Below are 19366 nucleotides of genomic sequence, written 5' to 3' on the forward strand. Positions count from 1 at the left end.
GGTTTCTGCCGGTGAGTGTGCGCGGGTAGGTTCAGGCGTGCCTCGCTGCCCGGCTGATGCGGCGGTCTACCAGAACCCGAACGAGCGCATGTGTGCGCCGCGACGCCCGGCGAGGCCCGATGTCCGCCACTGAGACGACCGCCGCAATGACCTCACCGGCCGAGCACGACAGCTCGATTCCGCCCGACACCGGCGCCCAGGGCGCGGCGGCATCCGCTGCTCCTGCCGCCGCGCTGGAGTCGCGGCGCGGTCGGGAGGCAGCGCGGCGCACGGTCTCGCCGAACGTGGTGATCAGCGTGCTGGGCGGGTTCATCGCAGCGCTGCTCACCGCGCTGAGCGCGCTGATGGTGGTGCAGTTCAACTCGCTCGGCAACCGCATCGACAACCTCGGTACCGAGCTGCGCGCCGAGATGGCCTCGCTGCGCGCCGAGACCCAAGCAGGGTTCCGTGAAGTCAACGCAATCCTGCTCGACCACACAGAGCGGCTCGCTCGTCTCGAAGCCGCCGCAGGCCTGCCCCCTCCGACGACTCTGCCGTGATCGCAGCGATTGTCAGTGTGTTGGGTGCGGGCTTCTTGGCCATGCTCTTCTTCTTCATGCGCGGCATCCGGGCCGACATCGCTCAGCTCCGCACCGAAATGCGGGCTGAGTTCGCCGCAGTCAGAGGCGAACTGCAAGCGATGCGGGTGGACATCGCTGCGCTGCAGCAGACAGTGTCCCGCCACGACGGGATCCTCAGCGAGCAGAGTCGCCGGCTCGGCATGGCCACAAGCTGAGCCCAGCGGTCAGCGGCGGGCAGACTGCGGCGGTGCGGATGCTGTGGCGCGGGGTGACGTTGGCGTGCCCGGCTTGTGGTGGTCGCGGGTTGTTTCGTCGGTGGAGGCTGTACGACATTCGGGAGCGCTGCCCGAGCTGCGGTCTGAAGTTCGCACGCATGGAGGGTCATTGGCTGGGGGCTGTGGCGGTGAACACGGTCGTCAGCGCGGCCGCGGTGCTGGGGACCGTCGTTGCGGCGATGCTGATCTGGGGCACTGATGTGAGCGGCGTGCTGCTGGCGGCGCTGGCCTTGCCGGTCGGCGTGGCGACACCGGTGCTGTTCGACCCGGTGTCACGCACCTTGTGGACAGCCATCGATGCGCTGATGCGGCCGCCGCAGCCGAGCGACTTCGACTGACCGGCGCCAATCCCGGAGCCCGGTCGAACCTCGGATGGCGCGGTCCCGGCATCCCGGGGCGCGGGTGTAGGTTCCGCTCGGTGACGCGCTCGGGACGACGCCCGAACATCCTGATCGTGATGGCGGATCAGCTGGCGCCTCACTTCACCGGCGCCTACGGCCATCCGGTGGTGCAGACCCCGGCGCTGGATGCGCTCGTCGGGCGGGGCGTGCGCTTCGATGCGGCGTACTGCAACTTCCCGCTGTGCGCGCCGTCACGGTTCTCGATGCTGTCGGGCCAGATGCCGGCGTCGATCGGGGCGTGGGACAACGGCGCCGAGTTCGCAGCGTCGGTGCCGACGCTCGTGCACTACCTGCGGCTGCTGGGCTACCGCACGACGCTGTCGGGAAAGATGCACTTCATCGGCCCCGACCAGCTCCACGGCTTCGAGGAACGCCTGACCACCGACATCTACCCCTCGGGGTTTGCGCTGACGCCCGACTGGGAGGTGGCGGGGGTGCCGCCGAGCGATTGGTACACCATGGCCAGCCTGTCCGAAGCGGGCCCGGTGGTGACCAACTACCAGCACGACTTCGACGAGGAGGCCGGGTTCGCTGCCGTGCGGCATCTGTACGACCTGGCCCGGGCGACCGACGACGAGCGGCCGTTCTTCCTGGTGGCGTCGTTCACCCATCCCCACGATCCCTACGAGGCCCGCCAGCGGTGGTGGGACCTGTACGACCACGACGACATCGACCTGCCCGACCCGATCGCTCCCGACGCGGTCGATCCGCACACCCGGCGACTGTGGCGCGGCATCGGGGCCGAGGGCGTCGGCGTCACCCCCGAGCAGTGCCGCAACGCCCGCCACGGCTACTACGCCAACACCAGCTACTTCGACTCGTGGGTGGGGCGGCTGGTGGAGGTGCTGGACGAGACCGGACGCACCGACGACACGGTCGTGATCGCCATCGCCGACCACGGCGACATGCTGGGCGACCGCGGCACGTTCTTCAAGATGTGCTTCTTCGAGCGGGCGGCGCGGGTGCCGTTCGTGATGGCCGGCCCAGGGGTGGCCAACCGTGCTGTGCCCGACGTGTGCTCGCTGGTCGATCTGCTGCCGACGCTGCTCGACATTGCGACCGACGGGGATGGCAGAGCCGGCTGGCCCGAGATGAGCACACCGCCCGCGGGGCGCAGCCTGTGGGAGCTGGCCTCGAATGGCGAGGCTGGCGGGAGTGGTGATGGCAGCGGCAAAGGCGACGGGGGCGATGGCGGCGGCAGTGGCATCGACGTCGGCGGCGAGGCGTTCGGCGAGTACACGTCGGTGCTCACCACCCAGCCCATGTTCATGATCCGCCGGGGGCGCCACAAGTGGATCCATTGCGGGGGCGACCCGCCCCTGCTGTACGACCTGGTCGACGATCCCCTCGAGCGCAACAACCTGGCGGCCGATCCGGCCCACGCCGAGCTCGCCGCAGCCTTCGCCGCAGAGACCGCCCAGCGCTGGGACAGCGCCGCCCTGCGCGACCAGGTCCTGGCATCGCAACGCTCCCGTCGGGTCGTCAGCGCCGCGACGCACGCCGCCGGAACCCCGTGGTGGGATTACAGCCCCCAGCGCAACGTCGCCGCCGAGTACGTCCGCGACGGCATGAACTGGCTCCACACCAGCCGCGGCAGCCGCATCCCCACCCCCCGCTGAGCGCCAGGCCGAAGCGACTCAGCCGCACGAGCCGCGGCGACCGATTCCGCGGCGACAGCAGCTTCAGGCGCTCCGTGTCTCTCCTGTGCGGCGGAGGAATGCGTCGTAGGGATCGGCCTCGTCCTCCTGGTCGATGATGGCCTTCTCCTTGGGGAGCCCGTCGAGCACGTCGTTGACGAAGGTCACCAAGGCTTCCTCGTTCTCGATCTGCCGGCCGGCGGCCCGGGAGAGCGCATTGCGGTGCGCGATGAACTCATAGATGAGCTGGGCGTCGTCGAGCCGGTCCCGGTACCGGGCCGGAATCGCCGCGATGACCGGTTCGTAGCGCTCTGACAGCCATCGGTACGCCTTCACTGCCTCGGGCAGCGCCCCGCCGGCTTCGTGCTCGAGCGACAGGCCGTAGGCGTCGAGTGCGTTGAGCAGCGTGCGGGCCTGGTTCTCCTGCACTTCGAGCCCGGTCAGCTTTCGCAGACGCAGGTGCGCGTGCCCTTCCTCGACCACCACAGGCCGGATTCTCAGCCGGGAGCCGTCGGAGGATCGCACCACCGACAGCTCCTCCACATCGAATCCCATCGCGTTCAGGCGCTGGATTCGCTCATTGATGCGCCAGCGTTCGTCCGCGGAGATCTCGTCTTCTCGTGTCAGTTCGGCCCAGACGCGGTGGTACCGGTCGACGAGGTCGTCGGTGATCTCGACCGGATCGACGTCGTCCTCGAGCAGCCCGCCGGCGATGGCGTCGTACAGGCCCCCCGTGATGTTCTCGACCCCGACGGCCAGGTCGTGCGCCCGAAGCGAATCGGTCAGTGCCGGGCGGCACTCTGCGGTCTCGGCATCGACCAGGTACGCCATCAGGGCGCCGGCGTCGCGCCGGAACAGGATGTTCGCCAGCGAGATGTCGCCCCAGTACATCCCTTCGAGGTGCAGCCGGGTGAACAGCACCACGGCCGCGTCGAGCAGCCGGTCGCGCAGCAGCGAGGGCGACGTCGTGCGGAACAGGTACTGGTAGGGAAGGGCGAAGTCCAAGAAGCGGGTGATGAGGACCGAATCAAGCTCCGAGCCGTCGGCGGCACGGCGCCCGCTCACCACCCCGACGGCGCGCACCGCCGGGAGCCGCTCGTCCTCGAGCTGCCGCAACACGCGGTACTCGTGCTCGGCCAACGCCTGGGAGGTCTCCTTGAGGGCATAGACCCGGCCGTCGTACTGCACCATCCGCACGACGTGGCGGCTGAGCCCCCGCCGCACCCGGATCAGCCGCTCGGTGACGTCGTGCCACTGCTCGAGCGGCCGGTCCCACGGCAGGTCCAAGTAGTCGGGATGCCCCTGCCGGGTGAGGATCGAGAGCCCCGACTCAGCCCCGGGTTGATGTGCGGTCATCGATCTCGCGGACGAGGCTGGTGCCGGCGCCGGGCTGGCTCTCCCACTCCCATTCCTCGTGAAGCTCGAGCGGCCCGTCATCTGACACGACGATGCGGCTGCGGCAGTGCCCGTTGGCTGTCGTTCCGCTCGTCGTCAGGTGCGAGTAGCGGAAGTCCAGATTGTCGCCGTCGCGCCGCCCAACGAGATGACCGAGCCGCACCGTGCCGCCCTGGTAGCGCGCCCACACCACCCCATCGGCTTCCTCGTGGTATTCGAAGCGCGTCTCTGACCCCACGTCGCCCCCAGGATCGTTGGCAACGCCGACAAAGACCCGCCCGTCGAGACTGGGTGCCGCCCTCATGAGCGCCAGTCAACCAGCGCGCCATGCCCGCAATGTCGCCACCAGACGGCTTCGTATGGCGCCGAAGCGGGGCACGTTGTCGAGCGGCGCAGGAGTCCTAGCTGTGGGTGCCGTTGACGAGCTCGTCTGTTGTCTTGGGACGGAACATGTCCTTCGGCAAGTCAGCCAGGTTCACCCGGCGATTGGGCGAGTAGCCGCCCGCGTAGGTCGGGCGTGAGTCCCGGGACGGCTTACGTCTCGAGCGGCGCTTCTTGGCCATCGGTGTTCTCCGTTCCCGGTGCGGGTTCCATTTGAGACCCTAGCGATTCGATATCGGCCCACCTGAGCAAGATTCCGCCGCCCGTCCAGACGTAGTCGCCGCCGCGCCCTCGCACTTTGAGGTCACTCGGCACGAAGCGGCAAGCAGAACCAAGTCTGTTGTGCCACCGCTCTCTCGAACCCTCGACGCGTTGGCGACGCTAGAGTCGATCTCGCCTGTTGGGCACCATTTTGGTCCGGGTTCCGTTGGAACCCGCTTTGCTACGGACCTCTGTCGAGGTCCAGCTGGGACCCCCTCTGGGGGTCCCATTTTTTCGTTTGGTGGAAAACACCGCCAGACATAACGTCGCCGAAATGTCCGGCAACTGCGCTGCGTTCGCCAAACACCGTGACTCGTCGAGCAGGTGCACCAGGCAGCCATCGGGCTCAATTCTGTATTTGTTTGTAATACAATGACCTATCCAGAGAGCCTGTTCGACCTGGATCTCCTCAACGATGATGACCCGTTCGAAATCACCGACCAGCTGCCGCACCTGTTCAAGCACGGCGCCCTCGGCGTGTCTGACATCGTCGACGTCTGGCGAAACGATCCCCTCTTCTACCCCGCTACCCCACCGGCGCACTGGCTCATGGTTTCCGACGTCAGCGGAGCCGTGCTGGTTGTCCCTCTCGCACCGTCGGACTCGGGCGATCCGACCCGATGCCGACCCATCGGCTGCTACGAGGCACCCTCGCATCTCATCGCCCAGTACATGGAGGACAGATGAACGCTGAGCCCATGACGCCTGCCGAGGAATTCGAGTTCTACGGCCAGCCAGAAAACCTGCTCCCTCAAGGACCGGCGCGGCGGCGCACGCCGAGGCTGTCCGAACCAATCGCCATTCGCTTTCCGCCAGGTGTGCTCGAGCAGATCAGAGCGGTTGCGGCAGCCGAGGATCGCTCCGTGTCATCCTGGGTACGACGCGCAGTGAGCGAAGCCTTGCCCGCCCCGTCCCGCTGAGTTCCGTTACGCCCCACGGGTGCGGATCACTCTGCCGCCAGCAGCACGGGCGGTCAGGCGTCTTCGAGTGTGGCTCGCAGGAGTCTGAGCTGCTTGGCGTCGGACGCTCGGATGGCGATGCGCAGCAGGGGCCACATCACACGCCACAGCACGCCCGTGCTCTGGCAGTCGGCGGTCAGCGTGACCCGTGAGGTGCCCTCATCGTGGGGGTGGACCTCGTAGGCGTAGTCCGCCCTCACGCCGCCCTGAACCGAGCGCAGCACGATCGACTGCCCGGCGACGCACCGCACGATGGTGCTGGAGCGATCCTTGCCACGAGCGCGGAACGTCAGCCGGGTGCCTTCGGCGGTCTGGCCGTCGGCGGCGATCATGTCGATCCCGGGCATCCACCGGTGAGCGTTCGGCCAGTCGACCAGGGCGGCCCACACCTGCGGAGCCGGGTGACCGATGATCTCTTCGACCGAGAATGCCTGCGCCATGACGTGTCTCCTCGACGGCCCATTGTGCCCCTGCGCGCCCCGGTGCCCTCAATCGGCACGCCGCTGACTCATGCCCTCAAGTCCGAAGCGATCACCTTGTCAGCCCAGGCCAGCTCCTCGGTGCTGAGCTCGCCATGTTCCTGCTCCCACTCGCGCACGGCCGCAAGCCCGTCCTCGACGCGGATCGCCCGCTCGGGACCCAGTCGGCAGCCGCCCACCAGCGCCGCGATGCGCGCCGACCGGTCGGGCGGGCTCGGCCAGCCACCCAGCCACCGATCGGCATCGTCGCAGACAGGAGCGAACTGCCACACAGCGTGCGCGAGGTCCCACATCGCACACCTCTTGAGGGCTCTCCTCGAAGCCGGTCCCCGCGACGCAGTCGTGACAGGGCCGCGACAGCTCGCCCACCGATGCCAGCTCGCTGCAGCCCGGTCGCCAGCAGTCGACCTCGGCCGGCACCCATCCGCCGATCTAGCTGAGCACGATCGAGCCGTCGAGTTCGGTATCGAGGAATCGGGGCGCGCCCCCGAAGCCGGCGTGTTCGAAGTGCATGAGCAGCTGTTGCTCCGACGCCGACGACTCGGCCGCAAGACATCCACGGGTCCCGCCAATCGTGACGCACTCGGTTACCTGACCAACCAGCGTCTCCGGCTCAGGCGGAGACGCTGAACTGGCCTGCAACGGTGAGCACGCCCAATTGGTCAGCCACTCGGAAGCCGACTCTCCCTGAGTCGTTCGGCAGCCTGTCCACCATGCTCAGCGGGCTCAGAAATTCAGGGGCTACGTCGGAGCCCGCGTACTAGCTTGCGTCTCTGTGTCCGAGCCAAGCACGTCGCATGTCGATCGCAGCGCATTCATCATCGCAGGCATTCCAGCGATTAACGAGTCAGCCGACGCCGAGTTGTGGACCAGCGAACGAACTTCTGTTGCAATCTCGCAGGACGACCTTTCACCCAGTCGCATCTCGGATTCGCAATTGGAGGGGCCGGACACTATCAACCGTACGAAAGCGCTACATAACGGAGCACCTGCTACGGGACCAACCACCAACACAGAGGCAAGAACATGATGGAAAACTACAAACGCTATCTCATGATCTCCGAACCACCCCAAATGAACAATCCCCGTCAAAACCTGTCACATGACGTCGTGGGGGCTACAAAGCGAATGCGCACAGGAAAGGTCGCGGTTTCTCCTTTAGATCAGCAGATGATCACACTGGTTTCGGAATTCATCAAAAATCCCAACCAAGAGCCCTCGCCGACCATCAAGAGGCTAATGCAGTCGCAACTATAGATTCGACACTGCAAGCCGCACGTTTAGCTTCGCCGGTTTTCTTGGCGTGCAGCCATTAGCGCTCGTCGCTTCGGGCTATACTTGATCTTCAGAGCCGCGCAAATCGCTTGTTCAACGCTCTCGTCACTTCGATGTGTATTCATGTACATTTGTGTCCGGTACGACAACAACATTTGCACAAATCTGTCCGAGGTTCCGTCCATCAACCGTTTCAGATTAGAAGCCGTATTCTTGGTGAGTCGCGGCAAACTGTCGATCTCGTTGAAGTAGCCCAGTATCTGATATGCCGGAGTTCCATGGCGCTTGACGACGTTTGACACGGCATCTCGAATATTGGGCACATTGATGGCTTCAACAGCTTGCAGCAAGTTCCAAATCGTCCAAACCAGCGAAAGATAGCGTAATCCTCGCCGAATCTCCTCTTCGTTTGCCTCAGGGTGTTCAGCGGCAATTTTCGCGGCATTCTTGTGGATCTCGCTATCGCTACTAAGCAGAATATTAACTAGCCGAAGCGAACTGTCTGTGATAGTTTCGACGATGAGTTCAATCCTCGGCCTCTCCAAGCTACCGTATTGGTTGCGCAGCACCTGGCCCAGCAGTTTGTTGTTCTTGAGTACCCGAAGAATGTTGTTGCCAGGAGTGTCTACGTCTTCGGCTGACGGATCAGGCTCAATTTCGACACTCTCTTCCTCCATCTCATCTTTCTGATCGCGCTCCTCGGCACGTTCGTCGTCGACAGATCGTTCAGAGAGAATTCGCTCCGGCATTGTCGTTACGAGGCTCGAGAACCTCGACGTCTCCTTTTTGTTTAGAGACGCTACAGGAACGCTCGTAAACTCAATCATCGTTCGGATCAAGATGTCGTCGATTACCTCTTCATCACGCGCGTGGTGGATCGTGAACAGTAATGCGAGATAGTTCCCTTGGATGAAGCTCCGCTCCGCCAGGTTGTCGATATGTTCCTTTGCGAATTCGGCATCGGTAGCCAGCACTTTGCCAAGGAAGTAGTAGTACATGTAGGAACTCTTGAACCTGCCCGACTTGTCAAGAATGCCAAAGCGTTCGTCAGTGAGTCTACTGATGAGCGAACGTGGAACGATATATCGTTCTTCGTAGCGTTCAATAAATTCGTCAAAGTTCAGTCGCGTAGTAGATTCTGTCAAACGGGCCACGAACGTCTCTCTCGCAAGATGTTCGACAAAATTGAAGGCAGCGTTGAGGGAATCATCCCGCTCCGAGATGCCGGCTCGCTTGAGACTCACGACGATGAGCAAGTAATAGCAGTGGCCGTATGAGGTAACTGTAGTCTCATCCCGGCCTGCGATATCGAGTGTTTGGAGAATGGCCATCACATAAAATGGATAGCGAGGTACCAACTTGTTCGTAACAATAACTGAATTGACTCGATCTTCCGCCTGGTCCACGAGCTGATCTGTAATGGGAGACTTGAGCTCTAGAGTTGCCAGGCCCTTGCGAATCAGCTGTTCCTGCTGACGAAACGTCAGAGGCATAAAGTAGAGTTCGCCATAGTCTGCCAACCTGACATCATCATCCAAGAACGCGTGGAACAGATCGGAAGATGTCAACAAAATCACTCGCTCGAAATCGTCAAGCTTCTCAGCTACGAAATCGAGGCTTTTGGCATCTTGCGAGAAATTGTCTACTATCAGTGTTTTATCAGACGACCGCATCCAGATGTCAAAATCACCGTCGAACTGCTCTTCGTACTGTTCGCGCAGTTTGCGTTCATTCAAACGATATTGGAAATCGCCTAGATCGACTAACAATACTGGTCTGGCCGCATTGACAAGAGTGAGCGTGAGGTGGCTGGCCAGCGTGGTTTTACCGCATCTTTCTTGTCCATGAACGATGGTGCGATTGCGTGACAGGAGTTGCGGCGCCGACTCCACGAGTTCTTCGTAGAGCTCGCCACTCTCGGTATCCTCATACTGCGATGCTAGCCGCGGGAACACATAAATGTCATCCAGCGGTAACGGTTGCACGGACGGAATGGTCGCAGTATTCAGCTTGTTCAAGAAAGCTGATTTAACGGTGTGCGTCCCCCGAATGCTGTGCGTGATTGCCTTAATGCCTTCGTAAACGTCGTGCCACGCTATATCCTCATCTTCATGAAGTGAAACTGGGTTTGCGTCCCGTGGTAGCGCCTTCAGATCGCCACCTGTAAGGTCCTTCCATGCGCAAGGTCGGAGAATGATAGGTAAGAGGGTGATGGCATCACCGTTGTGGACGAGCTGGTTAGCATCCTCCCACTCTTTGCGACACGCTTCGGACGCAATGAAGTCAGGACTCAGGAGAAATGCGATGATGTGGGACTGGGGCATTTCAGTGTCAATTGATGCCGAAATACTCTCTCCACCGAGGATCTCGGAGTCGGACCACGACTGGAGTAGCCCGTCGTGCCTCAACTGGACAAGTACCTTCTCCATTGACTCCTTGTACTCAATGTCCTGATGGGAGTACGAGTAGAAGAGACGGACGCGAAACGTGCGGGGATTCTTGGTCACAAGAACTCCTTGTGCGGGACCGCTTAGATTCGCGCGACTGAACCTCGCTGTCAACTCGCCATCGCTCATGCGAAGTGCGGCGCGAGACTTTATCCGCAATTGAACGCACGGTAATCGAGATCGTGCTGATTCAGCTTGCGGGTGACGAATGCGCATATGACGGCGAAGTAGTGGTTGCGAGGTTGGGCGGAGCCAGATTCGTCAGCGAGTTGCACGGCGGTGGAGACAAGCAGGACGGCACTGCTCCGCCTCGAGGAGCGCCGAATGACTCGGGTCCTGGCACCGGACTTGGCGATCTCAGGGTCGCCTTGGTCAGGAACGTGATCTCACTCAGTGACCTGAACTCTTGAACTGACTACAGACCACCTCCGGCCGTACTCGGTCAAGCGACCTTCGCCGACGGCGGCCCTGTACCGGCCGCATCGCCGTCTAGCCGCCTAGCTGTCGCTTCGCGTGAGGTTGTATGCGCGCGATGAGGGTGGGCCGCTGACGGAGCTGCGGTGTCGGTGGCAGTTGCAGACGTGCTCCTAGAGCTGCAGGCGGACCCTGCCGTCGGCCTCTGGCCGAGGGACCCAGGCGCATGGAAATTCGCCGGCACGGCGGGGAAGATTGGCCCAACCGAGTGCTACATGTACATCGCGTAGCGGCTGGCAGCTGGCTCTTGATCTTGCAGATTCTTGAGGATCCTCGCGACCTTCCTGGACGCTGACAGCGTTATCGGAAGCCGTCCGTCTAGTTGGCTCTGGTTCCAGTTCATTTTCGAGAGGGAGAGGATTTCCTCGGCAAGTGATTCGATGCTCTGCTCGGCTACTGCTGGCCGGATGCCGAGCGGGGTTGGGATGTACATGCCTGGGTAGACCCGGTACAGGTCAACGCTGCCCCGCGTGTAGAGGATGTGCCGGTCCTTTTTGACCGTGGCGAACGTACCCCGCAGCACCGGGTGATCGCCGTTGCGGAACAAGCGGACTCCCTCGCTCGCGTCCACAATCCACAACAGATCCAGTTGACGGATGTGCCGTTGGTCGATGGCTGCCTCGAATCCGGTCAGTTCCTCGTCGTCGAACTGCGAAGTCTTGTGGAGCACCACACGAGCCGGGAAGTGCTGGTGCTCGCGCTCGTAGATGTCGAGCGCAGTGCCTAGTAAGTCTTCGGCATCAGGTCTGCTCAAATGGGGTTGCCGGTCCTCCTTGTGACGGGCTGCGGGCCCGCCGCGCACGACGACGCCCTCGCCGCGCTCGTCGAACACCTGGGCGACGGATGTGTGTACCTCTGCGCGGTCCGCCGTGTGGAAGAAGGACACGCCGACATACAAGGAGTCGAGATCTGTGGTCTGACGCTGGACGCGCCAAGGGACACCACCGGCCTTGTAGTACAACGCCGTGTGCAGATTCCACGCCCGGGTTGCCTCGTCCTGAATGGACCGCGACCGCCGCGATCGGCTCTTGGCCGTGACGCGGTCAGGATCCCAGGTGGTCGAACGCATTACTTGCAGTGGCACGCCGCAACTGAGCGAGGAAGCCTTCAGTAGATCGTGGAAGTCGACGCGAGTCGTGTCGACCTTGGTGCTCGCCTCGTCCTTCGCGGCCGTGGCGCTCTTGGTATTCGGTACGTCATCTTCAAGATCGTCAGGGCGCGCCACGATGACCACGTCTACGGCACCCTTGTCACAGAGGTCCGCAATCTCACGGCGATATACGTCCACGCATTCGGCTGTCGCCAGATTGATCGGCTTGGTGAGGATTCGATCCAGCTGCCGCTGCGATATCGCCCTCGTCAGGGTGTCATCGAACACCAACTCGGAGCGGAAGCTGCACTCAGCGTTGAACCCGGGAAAGCCCTGAAAGAGTCGCGGGTGTCGATTGTTGGCCTTGGCCTCGATCGGCTCACGGCACCTCTCGAGCCAGCGGCGAGTGCCCGCAACGGCGTCTGCAGGACCGACTAGACCGACTCGAATTCTCACCGGCGCGGCCGGAGTGCCGAGATCAACTGGTCCATAGTCAGCGATTCCTGCGCGGGGATCCTGGTGTGATCCTCCGTGAGCGAAGTCCAAACGCGGCTCGTCGAAGATCGTCGCTCTCATCGCCAAAGTTCCTGTTGACTAAGGCCGTCGTCTGCATGGCCTTCCTCGTCGCCACCAGACGGCCGCCAATCCTTGTCGTTGATTCCCACCTCGACCTGAAGCTGCATCAGATGGCCGAACTGGAGCGGTCGTTGACCCTCGCCGAGTTCGGGAGGCCGTCCCAAGTACTCCCCCCAGAATCCCGTCAGCCCGCGTACCGCGGCGTTCTTTTCTATTTTCTTCATGCCCTTGACTCGATCCTCGCCCCATGGCAGGTCGCGTTGGCCGTCGAAGGTGAAGTGATAAGTCGGATTTATCTCGGCCGCCCAGCCGACATCGGTGTCCACGAACCGCACAGCTGCGGCGTAGTGGCGGCAGTCCTTCGGCTCAGTCTCCTTGTCATCCTTGAAGTAGCGCTGATACACGGTGCGACCAGGCTTGTTGGGGGCAACTTTCACTCTCAGGGCATCACGGCCGTCGCGTGGGCTACGAAACACGAACAGCCTCTTCTTCGAGTGATAGCGCAGGTTGCGATGCTCCTGTTCCAGCAGTGCTTGACGGAGCAGGTCGGCAAACATCGAAGTCGTGTCGCTGTCCTTGCTCTGGGCCCACTCGCGGGTGTCGATGGTTTCGAATCCACCGTCAAGGAAATCTCGAAGCCCACCCTGCCTTGGCCGCGTGAAGCTGTAGATCTGTCCACCACGGAGAATCCAGTCGGTCCTCATATAACCCCGCTCTCGAAGGGCCGGGCCCAGGCGGCGGATATTCGACTGCCAAGTTGGGCCGAAGAAGATCTCCTGCGGCATGTCTGTGATCTGCAGGAGGTTGGTCTCAAGGATCTCTGTTCGGCGCTGACGTCCGGAGATCTCCTGGCCCGGCCGATCGTTGGCAGCCCATGTCAGCAGCTGGTCAACGGTGCTCGCGTCGAGACGGTCTTGCTCCTTGTCGAACTCAATCCTCCACGACTTGCGTCCAGGCGGCGGCGGTGTAGCCCGGTCCACCGGCGCCCACCAGATGTCGCCGTCTCTTGGTTTTGAGCACACCACAACCACCCTGTTGGACCCTCCGCGCCAATAGGTGACATCGTTGGCATCCAGCAGCAAGTGGAACGAACTTGTCGTCTCGCCAGGAAAGCGCTTCGCTGTCGCCTTGCTCTGCACCATCAGATGCACATTCGACGCAGCTCGCCGGAGCGGGTCCACCAGCTCGATCGCACCATCAACACCATGATCAACGCGTCGGTCGTGCCAGATGTGGCCGAGCTGCGTCACCGTGAGCGCAGCAAGACGCTGGCCCTCCTCGCCGATCTGGTCGCTTTCCGTATAGGTCTTCTGTAGAGCCATGCTTCTCCTCGCGTACACGTGCCGACCTCAGCTACAGCATGGCGAAGGGGTGTGACAAGTTCGTTCGGCGGGTGCGGGTCATGAGAGCCGGCTACCAGCCGTCGTCGATGGTGGTGGTCATTTCGGCGCCGGTGGTGGTGATGACCTTGATGGCGATGTTGCGGCCGGGGTCGGGCGGTGCGAACGGCTGCGAGACGGTGGACTGGACGTTGTCGAGGGCGTGTTCGTCGCGTTCGCGCTTGGGGATCTTGGCGATGAGCTTCTTGATGTCGCTGCCCTTGCGGAATCCGTTGGGGAAGTAGGCGCGGCGCACTCGGAACGAGAAGCCGTCGTGGTTGGTGTCGAGCATCCAGCACTCGACCTGGTCGGTGCCGTAGCCACGTGCCCGGTTCGCGGCCGGGTCGTAGGTATCGCAGCCAAGCAGCTCGACAGTGATCTCGCCGTCGTCACTTGTGCCGAGGATCACATCGGGCTCAGCGAGCAGCACAAAAGAGCCGCCGTCAGCGGACTTGCTGACGGTCTCGGGCAGGCGCAGATCTCGCGAGGCGACGACGCGGTGCACGTGGACCGGGCCGACCGCCGGAGGAATGCCAGCTTCGAAGTCGTAGCCGATAATGATCAGGTTCTCGCACTTCGGGTCGTTGTCGCGGGCTTCGATTGCCGCTCGACGGGCGACTTCGACGGTGACGGTCGCATCGGCCGCCGCGATCGTCACGCCCGCCGTGAATTCACCCTCACGAGTTGCTGACGCGCAGCGTGCCCCGTAGCCGACGAGTTTCGTGTCGGGCCACGGGATCGTCTCAACAACATCGAAGATCGGTCGCCCTTCGGAATCACATACAGGCGTAGTGCGCAGCAACTGCAACAGCGTCTCGGCATCGTTTGGGTCCGCTATCGGCAGGTCGCTCTGTGTGCCTTCATCGAGCGGCAGGTATGTGTATGGGGAAATCGACTCGACCGTGAACGCCGAGCAGATGCGAGGTCGCCTTGTATCGACGCTGGTGCGATCGACAAGCCGGATCTGATTCTCAGGATCCTCAACCGTGCCGTAGGCGAGCGTGGCGGCCGTGACATGGGGGATTGTCTCCTCGACGAAGCCCGAAGCGGGGTCTAACCCGGCGTCGGCGATCTTGTGCCACGTGTACACGCGCGAGAGCAGGTGAGAGCGGGCAACGGCGACCGCTACGCGTTGCGCATCACAGGTGACCCACCGGCGGCCCCATTCCTCGGCGAGGTCAGCGGTTACACCGCTTCCGCAGGTTGGGTCCACGACCAGATCACCCGGATCGGTGGTCATCAAGAGGCATCGCTCAACAATGCGGTCCGCCGTCTGGACCACGTAGCGCTTCTTGGATGGGGCGGCCACTGAGTGCCAGACATTGTCAACCTTGCGACCGGGTCGCTCCTCTTCAAAGAGCTTCCAATGAAGCGAGGTGCCCATGTCGGAGAGTCGGCCCTGTTGCTTGAGTGCACACATGCCGCATTCGTCTTGACGACCGTCAGGATCGCCTGGACACGGTTCGCCATCTGGGGGAGGCTCGCCGTTCTCGCGCTGAGGGGAGTGCACCGAGACGCGCCATTGGCTCGTGGGCCCGGTCGAATGCCACGTACCGTTGTACCAGTAGTCGACGGATCTGCCAGTGGTTGAGAAGCCTTGCGAGGTGAGCTTCGAGCGCTTGAAGAGCCGCGCATCGCTCGGCAAGAGTCCAACGTCTTTGCGTTCATCCTTCGTAGGGGCGCGATCCGGTTTGCCACGGACCTCCAATCCCGCTGCAAACGTGAAATCGTCCATGTGAGCCTGCCGGTCGCGCGGCTCGTAAACCGGATTGAACTTGATCCGGTCCTTGTCTTTGGCGTACCAGAGGATGTAGCTGGCACTCTCGCCGAGCAGCTTGGCCGAGGGCATGCCGGTGGGTCGCCATGTGATCGTTGCAACGCGGTTGCCTGCGCCGAATACCTCATCCAGCAGCACCCCGAGCCGGTGGACGTTCTCATCGCCGATCTGGACGAACAGCGAACCGCTGTCTGCGAGCAGCTCACGGGCGAGGACGCACTGCTTGTGGATGCCGTCGAGGTACGAGTGGACGCCGTTGCGGTACGTGTCCCGAAACGCCCGGATGGGCAGCGCGTCTCCCGCAGGCACGGCGCTGTCGTTGTCCTTGACATCGAGATTGTCGGTGGTCGGCTGGAAGTTGGATTGATACGACATGCCGTACGGCGGGTCGTAGTAGATCATCTGCACTTGACCGGCAAGACCGTCCTTGGCGATGAGGCTCTTCATGACATCGGCTGAGTCACCGTGGATCAGACGGTTCTGCCAGTTGCCGGAGTGCTCGTAGAAGTTGAGCGGGTCGGCGCCTTCGGGCAGCCCGTTGAAGTCGTCGGTGCTGAGCTGGATTCCGCTGTCGGGCTTGCGCAGCTGATTGACGAACTCCGACGGCGCGATCTTCTCCCGCACATACAGCGGCAGCGCCTCCATGCGCAGCAGCGCGTCCTCGGGCGCGTCTCCGGTGAGCGCCGATGTCTCACCTTCTCGCTGCCAAGCGAGCACGGGTGTGGCGATCTCGTGTCGGTCGATCGTGAACGGCTTGGGCTTGCGATCCTCGTCCGTCATCAGCGACTCGGTCTCCGGCGTCGGATTGTTGCGCCGGGTGGCCGCCTTGTGCCTGTACGAGTCGTTCGCCATCGCTGAGCCCTCTGGGGTGGTCAATCAGCCGCCGTTAAGGCGAGTTCGGCTTCCTGCGTCGCGCCGCCGACTTGATCGATCTGGTGACGTGCGAACTTGGCGTCCCGGATCTCCACGAAGGACCAGCGGCGCAGGGCGTCGGGCAATGCCGCAGTGCCGGCGACGCACGGAATCCAGTGCTGCAGCACGTAGGTCTCGGCTGCGATGGCCTTGTCGTCGCGGACACCCTTGCATTCGACGATCAGATTCGTGCCGTCAGTGAGGCGGGCGATGAAGTCGGGCTCGTAGCGACGCCATGAGCCGTTGAAGAAATACGGCACCGACCAACTGGTCTGGAAGTTGCGTGCCCATGCCTCGACCCGCTCGTGGGTGTCGAGGATCGCTGCTACCTGCTTCTCAAGATTGGAGTGGCACGCTGCGTGGGAGAGCTCGCTGCGCTTCGCCTCGTGGATGTGCTCCAGCGTGGTGTCGAAACTGACATCGCTGGTGTCGACTCGCGGCGGGCTGTCCAGCACTGCCACTCGCTGATGCTCGTGGCCGCGTTCGCTGGTGCATGCGTCGAGAATCGTCAGCACCGCGTCGCGGCGCTGCTGGGGTTCCGAGAGCAGCAGCGCGGGGTCGTCGCACTCGACGTAGTCGAGCTTGAGCCATTGGCCGACGATGCGCCGAGCCGATCTGAACAGCGACAGACTCGTGCCGTCGGTGTCGTCATCGGTGCTGCTGCGGAACTCGGCGACGATGTCCTGGGCGATCCTGAACTCGGCTTCACCGCGCCGGCTCTTGGCCTCAAGGATCTTCTTCTCGCCGACATGCGGCCTGAGCACCGTCTTCGACGCACCCGACGGCGGCTTCAGCTTCCACGCCTTCGACTTGGACTCATCGAATGCGAGCTTGAGGCTGGGCGTGACCCGCCGGTACTCACGCACCTGCGGCCAGACGATCCGGTATCTCCCCCGCCCTCGCACTGTGTGCACATGGGTGACCGGGCGTACCGGAGGTGTGCCGATGTTGCCGCCCCGTGAGGGCATGAACTCGAACGGGATGCCCACGACCTCGGCGTACTCGGGACGCAGCCTTCCGGTGCCGTCGAATCGGAAGTCCTCATAGGACGTGCGGCGCAGCGCACGGCCGGTGACCTGCTCGCACAGCAACTGCGTCGAGAACGCCCGGTAGCCGACGATGTGAGACACGTTGCGGGCATCCCAGCCTTCGGTGAGCATGCCCACCGAGATCACACAGCGCACCCGGGCGCCTGGCCGTCCCGCTTTGCCGACCGTGTTCAGGACCTCACGCACGGTTTCGAGCGCGTCCTTGGAGCGTCCTCGCCGCTCGTTGAGGCGCTGCCCCTGAGCTTTGATCAGCTTCGCCGCCTTGGCCGGCAGATCGCTGCTGTCGTCGAGGTTCGAGTGCACGACGATGGTGCGCAGGTCGTCTGTGTACTGGCCTTGCTCGACGTTGGAGAGTTCCGGGTAGGCGCCTTCGCGCAGGATGCCGTCGCTGTCTTCCCAGCCGGCGATGTGCTCGTACAGGGCGTTGGCGTTGTCGATGGTGTTCGCCACCACGATCATCACCGGCGCTGTCTCGGGTCGCACGCGTGACCACAGCGCTAGGTGGACTTTGTAGTCGTCGTACTGGGCGTCGAGAGCGGTGCGCAGCGGCACTGGGATTTCTGCGGCCGGACCGTCCTCGCTGGGCCTCGGGATCTTCTTCTTGTCGGTGGCCTCGTAGAGGTTGCGCCAGACGGTTCGCTCTTGGATCGAGTCGTCGTCGACGGGCACTCGTGGGACCTTGGTCAGCCCGGACTCGATTGCATCCATCAGGCCGAAGTCCGATGCGACCCATTGGAACGGATCGGGCGTGGCCCGCCCCGAGGTGTCGATCCACATCGGCGTGGCCGAGAAGTCGTATACGACCGAGGCTTGGCCGTACTGGTTCACCTCGCCGAGCTGGCCCATGTCTCGCAAGCTGCGCAAGACGTTGAACCACACCGCAGCGCGCTTGTCTTCCTTCTTGTCCTCGGCACTGCGTTGGGTTTGCGACTTGGGCAGGTAGCAGTGGTGGGCCTCGTCGTTGAGCACGACGAGGTTGCCGTATGCGTTGGCTGTCAGCAGCGACTTGAGGACCCGCTGGGCGGACTGTTCGTAGCTCTCGAGGTGCTCGTCGCCGGTGGGCCGTCCGATCAAGTCACGATGCGCTCGGCCGCCTTTGGACCCGCTGCGCGGGAAGCCGAGCATGTTGAGGTTCTGACGGGTGAACGCCTGGAAGTTCATGATCTCGACACGGGCACGGTTCAGCACCGGCCGCAGGTCGCGAGGCACCAGGCCCATTTCCTCGTAGACGTTGTGCGGGCTGGATGGCTTCAGTTCGGCGAGGCGGTTGCGCACGGTGAGGCCGGGTGTGAGCACGAGGAATCGTTCGCCGTGTTGGATGTTGCGCCGACGGGTGGTGCGTGCGGCGTTGAGGGTCTGCCAAGCGATCAGCATCCCCATCACGACGGTTTTGCCGGTGCCGGTGGCCATCTTCACCGCATGGCGAACGATCTCGTCGTTGTGTTGGCGTGACAGCGTCTCGAGCTCGCGCCGCTCTGCGGTTTGGCGGGTAGCGACCTCGCGCAGCCACACCAGGGTCTCGATCGCTTCGCGCTGAGCGAAGAACGGGCGGAGCTTGCAGCCTCGCTCGTCGGCCCAGTGCTCCAGCAGCCGGATGGTCACCGACGTCGCGCCTTGGTAGCCGCCGGCTCGCCACGTCGAGACCTTGCCGCGAATGTCGTTGATCAACCGATTCAGGTGCACGTCGTCGTCGAGCGAGAGCTGCAGATGGCCTGGCTTTTGGTCGTCGGGCACAGGGCTCAGCAGCATCGAAGGACGGCGACCCGACTCGGGCTTGATCCCGCTGAGGGCGCGACCAGTCCGATCGAGCGGCCAATAGCTATGCGGCTCCTCGAAAGGCGAACAGAGGATTGGGTCAACTGACGGGTCGTAGTCGACCTCTGTGGCCGCTTCCGCCAGCTCGTCGGCCATTTCCGTCAACTGCCGTTCTGCCCAGCAGCGGCCGACCGCGGTGTGAAACTGCCGTTATCCCCCGGATACTGGCCTCACATGAATACGCGTAACTCTGCGAAATCCACGCATTGTCGGTGCCGTTCGCG

The 19366-nt window shown here is 63.1% G+C and carries 16 protein-coding genes; 6 read left to right on the forward strand and 10 right to left on the reverse strand.

The window, feature by feature from the left end; translation table 11 throughout:
- The first annotated feature begins 146 nt into the window (after positions 1-146).
- The 4 genes from ACOGXE_RS06215 (at position 147) to betC (ending at position 2855) form a co-directional block, all read left to right on the forward strand.
- Positions 147-539, forward strand: coding sequence for a hypothetical protein (locus ACOGXE_RS06215; protein WP_419933082.1), 393 nt, complete (start codon positions 147-149; stop codon positions 537-539).
- On the forward strand, positions 536-775 hold the full coding sequence (locus ACOGXE_RS06220) for a hypothetical protein (protein ID WP_419933083.1): 240 nt from the start codon (positions 536-538) through the stop codon (positions 773-775). The genes ACOGXE_RS06215 and ACOGXE_RS06220 overlap by 4 nt, the downstream gene beginning before the upstream one ends.
- Positions 776-933: 158 nt before the next feature.
- Complete coding sequence (locus ACOGXE_RS06225) at positions 934-1173, forward strand: hypothetical protein (protein ID WP_419933084.1); 240 nt, start codon at positions 934-936, stop codon at positions 1171-1173.
- An 80-nt stretch (positions 1174-1253) separates the two neighbouring features.
- A complete protein-coding gene (betC, locus tag ACOGXE_RS06230; protein WP_419933085.1) occupies positions 1254-2855 on the forward strand; it encodes a choline-sulfatase in 1602 nt (533 codons plus the stop codon).
- A gap of 63 nt (positions 2856-2918) precedes the next feature.
- Here the strand turns inward: betC and ACOGXE_RS06235 are convergent, their stop codons facing one another.
- From ACOGXE_RS06235 to ACOGXE_RS06245, 3 genes are all read right to left on the reverse strand, one after another.
- Positions 2919-4229: a DUF4032 domain-containing protein gene (locus ACOGXE_RS06235; protein WP_419933086.1), complete on the reverse strand. Its 1311-nt coding sequence runs from the start codon at positions 4227-4229 to the stop codon at positions 2919-2921.
- Positions 4204-4572, reverse strand: a complete 369-nt coding sequence (locus ACOGXE_RS06240) for a hypothetical protein (protein WP_419933087.1) — start codon at positions 4570-4572, stop codon at positions 4204-4206. Before ACOGXE_RS06240 ends, ACOGXE_RS06235 begins: the two co-directional genes overlap by 26 nt.
- Positions 4573-4669: 97 nt before the next feature.
- Positions 4670-4831 (reverse strand): hypothetical protein, encoded by a 162-nt coding sequence (locus tag ACOGXE_RS06245; protein WP_419933088.1) that lies wholly within the window; start codon positions 4829-4831, stop codon positions 4670-4672.
- A gap of 451 nt (positions 4832-5282) precedes the next feature.
- On the opposite strand from ACOGXE_RS06245, the gene ACOGXE_RS06250 reads away from it, so the two are divergent.
- Positions 5283-5597 (forward strand): hypothetical protein, encoded by a 315-nt coding sequence (locus ACOGXE_RS06250; RefSeq protein ID WP_419933089.1) that lies wholly within the window; start codon positions 5283-5285, stop codon positions 5595-5597.
- Positions 5598-5608: 11 nt separating this feature from the next.
- Positions 5609-5830 (forward strand): Arc family DNA-binding protein, encoded by a 222-nt coding sequence (locus ACOGXE_RS06255; protein ID WP_419933481.1) that lies wholly within the window; start codon positions 5609-5611, stop codon positions 5828-5830.
- Between the two features lie 53 nt (positions 5831-5883).
- Here ACOGXE_RS06255 and ACOGXE_RS06260 read toward each other — a convergent pair whose 3' ends face one another.
- The 7 genes from ACOGXE_RS06260 to ACOGXE_RS06290 form a co-directional block, all read right to left on the reverse strand.
- Entirely contained in the window at positions 5884-6309 is a 426-nt protein-coding gene (locus ACOGXE_RS06260) for an SRPBCC family protein (RefSeq protein WP_419933090.1), read from the reverse strand.
- Positions 6310-6377: 68 nt separating this feature from the next.
- Entirely contained in the window at positions 6378-6641 is a 264-nt protein-coding gene (locus ACOGXE_RS06265) for a hypothetical protein (RefSeq protein ID WP_419933091.1), read from the reverse strand.
- 987 nt (positions 6642-7628) lie between these two features.
- Complete coding sequence (locus tag ACOGXE_RS06270; protein ID WP_419933092.1) at positions 7629-10130, reverse strand: TIR domain-containing protein; 2502 nt, start codon at positions 10128-10130, stop codon at positions 7629-7631.
- A 625-nt stretch (positions 10131-10755) separates the two neighbouring features.
- Positions 10756-11922: an argonaute/piwi family protein gene (locus ACOGXE_RS06275; protein WP_419933093.1), complete on the reverse strand. Its 1167-nt coding sequence runs from the start codon at positions 11920-11922 to the stop codon at positions 10756-10758.
- Between the two features lie 284 nt (positions 11923-12206).
- Positions 12207-13532, reverse strand: a complete 1326-nt coding sequence (locus ACOGXE_RS06280; RefSeq protein WP_419933094.1) for a DUF4365 domain-containing protein — start codon at positions 13530-13532, stop codon at positions 12207-12209.
- Positions 13533-13623: 91 nt separating this feature from the next.
- Positions 13624-16218: a DNA methyltransferase gene (locus tag ACOGXE_RS06285; protein ID WP_419933095.1), complete on the reverse strand. Its 2595-nt coding sequence runs from the start codon at positions 16216-16218 to the stop codon at positions 13624-13626.
- A 20-nt stretch (positions 16219-16238) separates the two neighbouring features.
- Complete coding sequence (locus ACOGXE_RS06290) at positions 16239-19076, reverse strand: DEAD/DEAH box helicase family protein (protein ID WP_419933096.1); 2838 nt, start codon at positions 19074-19076, stop codon at positions 16239-16241.
- Positions 19077-19366: the final 290 nt, after the last annotated feature.

The organism is Candidatus Poriferisodalis sp., from assembly GCF_965208555.1.
In the GTDB taxonomy this organism is placed as follows: Bacteria; Actinomycetota; Acidimicrobiia; order Acidimicrobiales; family Poriferisodalaceae; genus Poriferisodalis.